Below are 3332 nucleotides of genomic sequence, written 5' to 3' on the forward strand. Positions count from 1 at the left end.
TCGTCTGAGGCAGCAAAGAACGGATCAACTTGCATTTCCACGCCCTTAAAGAACAGCCATGCAATGAACGAATGGCCTAAGATTTCCCGTTCGTGGGCGACATGGTTGCGACCAGATCAAAAAGCAGGCTTTTCCCATGCCTAACGCCTGCAATAAGGTGCTCCCCACCAAACTATCAAAGCGCATCGAACTTCAAACCAAAACCGCCGAGTGTAACGGGTCACCTTAATTGCTTTGTTAGGCATTTCCACATGTGAAATTCCTACTTGGCCGCCGTACTCTCAGCGCAGTCCGCCGCCAACCATGGGATATAGCATGCACTGAAGCTCAAGTAACACTAATACTATCAGCACCTTAAAGCCAGATACATTTACATGACATCCTGATGAGATGCTAATTGAGGCTGCTTCACCAGGCTGATTGGTTGAGTTGAAGACAGGCCTTTCACAGCAATGCAACGAGGAAACTATGAATACTTATTGCCACCGTCTGAGGCAGCAAAGAACGGAGCAACCTGCATTTCCCAGAACTTTAAGGGCAGCCCTACGATGAACGAATGGCCTTAGATTTCCCGTTCTTGAGCGACGCGGTTACGACCAGATCCAAAAGCAGGCTTTTCCCATGCCTAACGCCTGCGATAAGGTGCCCCACACTGAACCAGCAAAGTGCACCAAACTTCAAACCAAAACCGCCGAGTGTAACGGGTCACCTTGATTGCCTTGTTATGGCAAACTCAAAGAAATTTAGTCACTTACCAGATACGCTACCGCTACAGAAATATCTGCTCGAACGCCTGCCAGTTTACCCTACCGATAAAAACCGAACAGGAATTGATACATAACTTCATGAACCAACTAGCAAAATCGGTGGCCACTGGACAAAGAATTGTTCTTTACCAACTGATATGAACCGGAAGCTTCGGGAAAAATTGGCAAAATTGAAACTTGATAATCCGAAGCTCAATTTTGATGATTTTTTCGGAGATGTTTATGGATTTCTGACAACAAACACAGCAGGAAAATCAAGCGTGCTGCGGACAAAGCCCGCTAAATTCACAGTTCGTTATACACTGAAAGCGTTCAGGTATATCGCCAGAGAGGTTCGGCTCAATAGCCGCTAAGCTTGACCCGATGAGCCAACAGCGAACACCACGTTGCCTGTGCTTTTTGTGCCATAACGCCCGCAATAAGGTGTGCCAACACTGAACCAACCAAGCACACCGAACTCCAAACCAAAACTGCTGAGTAAAATGCATCACCTTGATTGCTTTGTTATGGCGCCAGTATTCAATCCTATAAACTAGTTATTTTAACGATAGAAAATAACCAGCACGTTGTAACTCTTTTTTCTTTACCTTTATAAGATAGTAAATAGCAGGGGTAATTATTATTAAATAACTCAACAATACGGCAAGAAAGGTATAATTTGATTCTTGTATAGCTGGTTGATTAATTCTGATGAGATATGTCACAGGAGATACAATAACTACTGAAAATGCTATATATAGCATCATTCCAAGAATGAATTTAACTATACCCGCAAACATTCTCGAAACACCAAGCAACAAATGCACATAGATTACCATAAATATAAATACAGTTGGCATACCAAGACCAATTATTTTTAATAATTCAATTTCCATGGTGTATTTACCCAAATCAAAGACCATAACCAAACAAACACTCACAAAATATCAACAAATTAAAACCCAAGAAATAAACAACCAAAAATGTACAAGTTAAGACAAATTATCAAATAGCCCAGCGCTACACTATAGCAAACAATGATAATTTACCCAATGAAGGCAAATTTGCGCCATAACGCAAAGCACATGCGCCCGTTACCACAGGTGTCAAATTGATTAACGTAAACACTAAAGCCAATTGAGACCAAAACCGCCGAGTGTAACGGGTCGACATGGTGCGACTTGTTAAATTGCTCTAATTGCTAAAGCGTCTTCAAGTTTTACTTTCTGCTGTTCACCCCACCACTCATATGGATAAGGACCACCGGTACCTTTTACAGAAATTACACCATTCCATGGACAATAGCGCATAGACTTACCACTGGGGTCAATGACTAAAAAACGATAAAGCTCTTTCGATGAACCTTCCCCCTCATAATCAAGGCCTACAACCGTTACCCAGTGGCCTCCATTAGGCCAAGATATTCCAAGCATTACAGGGTGATTTTCTTTAATATTATTTACAACAAACTCGCGTAAATTCCCGAATTTATAACGTTCGATTTCGACTTCACGTGAATAAACACCATCGAATATATCTTCGATCTCTGTATCTAAAGTACCATGGAAGAAATTTTGATTTTTTACCCTAGAAGCAAGTTTACCAATATTGGTTCTTCCATCTTGCTTAAAGCTAAGGGCTGTAAGAGCATCCTTTCTAGAAATAACACCATTTATAATAAGCGACATAAATAAGCAATAATGACCACAAGCTCCATCAAGAGAGCCTTGATTAAGAAATACTTCCTGCCACTCATCCGTTACCCAATGCTTTGCTTCTGGGCCATTATGTGTTGTGTCCAATTTATCAATTATATTGATTGTATGCATATTTTTCCTATAAATTTAACGCCGGGCATAAGGTGCACCAACACCGAACCAGCCAAGCGTACTGAACTCCATACCAAAACTGCCAAGTGTAACGTGTCACCTTGATGCCTTTGTTATGGCTATCTTTAAAGCAGTTAACTTGATTTTGGCACGCTACCGCCGAACAGAATTATTTACCTGCCATATGACTAAGGCATCATACAACAAACAAAAGGTATAAGTTTGAAATCGCTCAATTTTGGCCTTAAATATTAAGCACATAGCCTCTTTTGAATGGATTTTGTTCGGGTAACTTTCAGAGGAATTGGATTAACAGCTTATGAAGAAAGAATCGCTCTTTACCTAATGATATAAATAGGAGATTTGTGAAGATGGAAATCTGTTGTCTTCAGCCAAAATTTGAAAGCTGATTTTCGATGATGTTTCTGGCATTTTCCACAACCTATGCTGCTGGCAAATCAAGCGTGCCGCGAACAAAGCCAGATAATCTCACAGTTCGTTATACCGATAAGCGTTCAGTTATATCGCTTGAGAAGTTCGGCTTGATAGCCGCTAAGCTTGACCCACAAACCTTGAAGCGAAAACCACGTTGCCTGTGCTTTTAGGCCATAACGCCAGCAATAAGGTGCGCCACGATGAACTCACCAAGCCCACTGGACTTCAAACCAAAACCGCCGAGTGTAACGCGTCACCCTTGATTGCCTTGTTATGGCAAAATTGAATAAACACAAGGACTTAACAGCAACTCTACTGCCAC

The 3332-nt window shown here is 41.5% G+C and carries 2 protein-coding genes; both read right to left on the minus strand.

The features are described from left to right. Positions 1 to 1303: 1303 nt before the first annotated feature. Entirely contained in the window at positions 1304 to 1642 is a 339-nt protein-coding gene (locus EIZ48_RS27770; protein WP_160658586.1) for a hypothetical protein, read from the minus strand. Between the two features lie 288 nt (positions 1643 to 1930). After that, a complete protein-coding gene (locus EIZ48_RS27775) occupies positions 1931 to 2575 on the minus strand; it encodes a cysteine peptidase family C39 domain-containing protein (protein ID WP_160658589.1) in 645 nt (214 codons plus the stop codon). Between the last annotated feature and the right edge of the window lie 757 nt (positions 2576 to 3332).

The organism is Photobacterium alginatilyticum (assembly GCF_009910675.1).
GTDB lineage: Bacteria > Pseudomonadota > Gammaproteobacteria > Enterobacterales > Vibrionaceae > Photobacterium > Photobacterium alginatilyticum.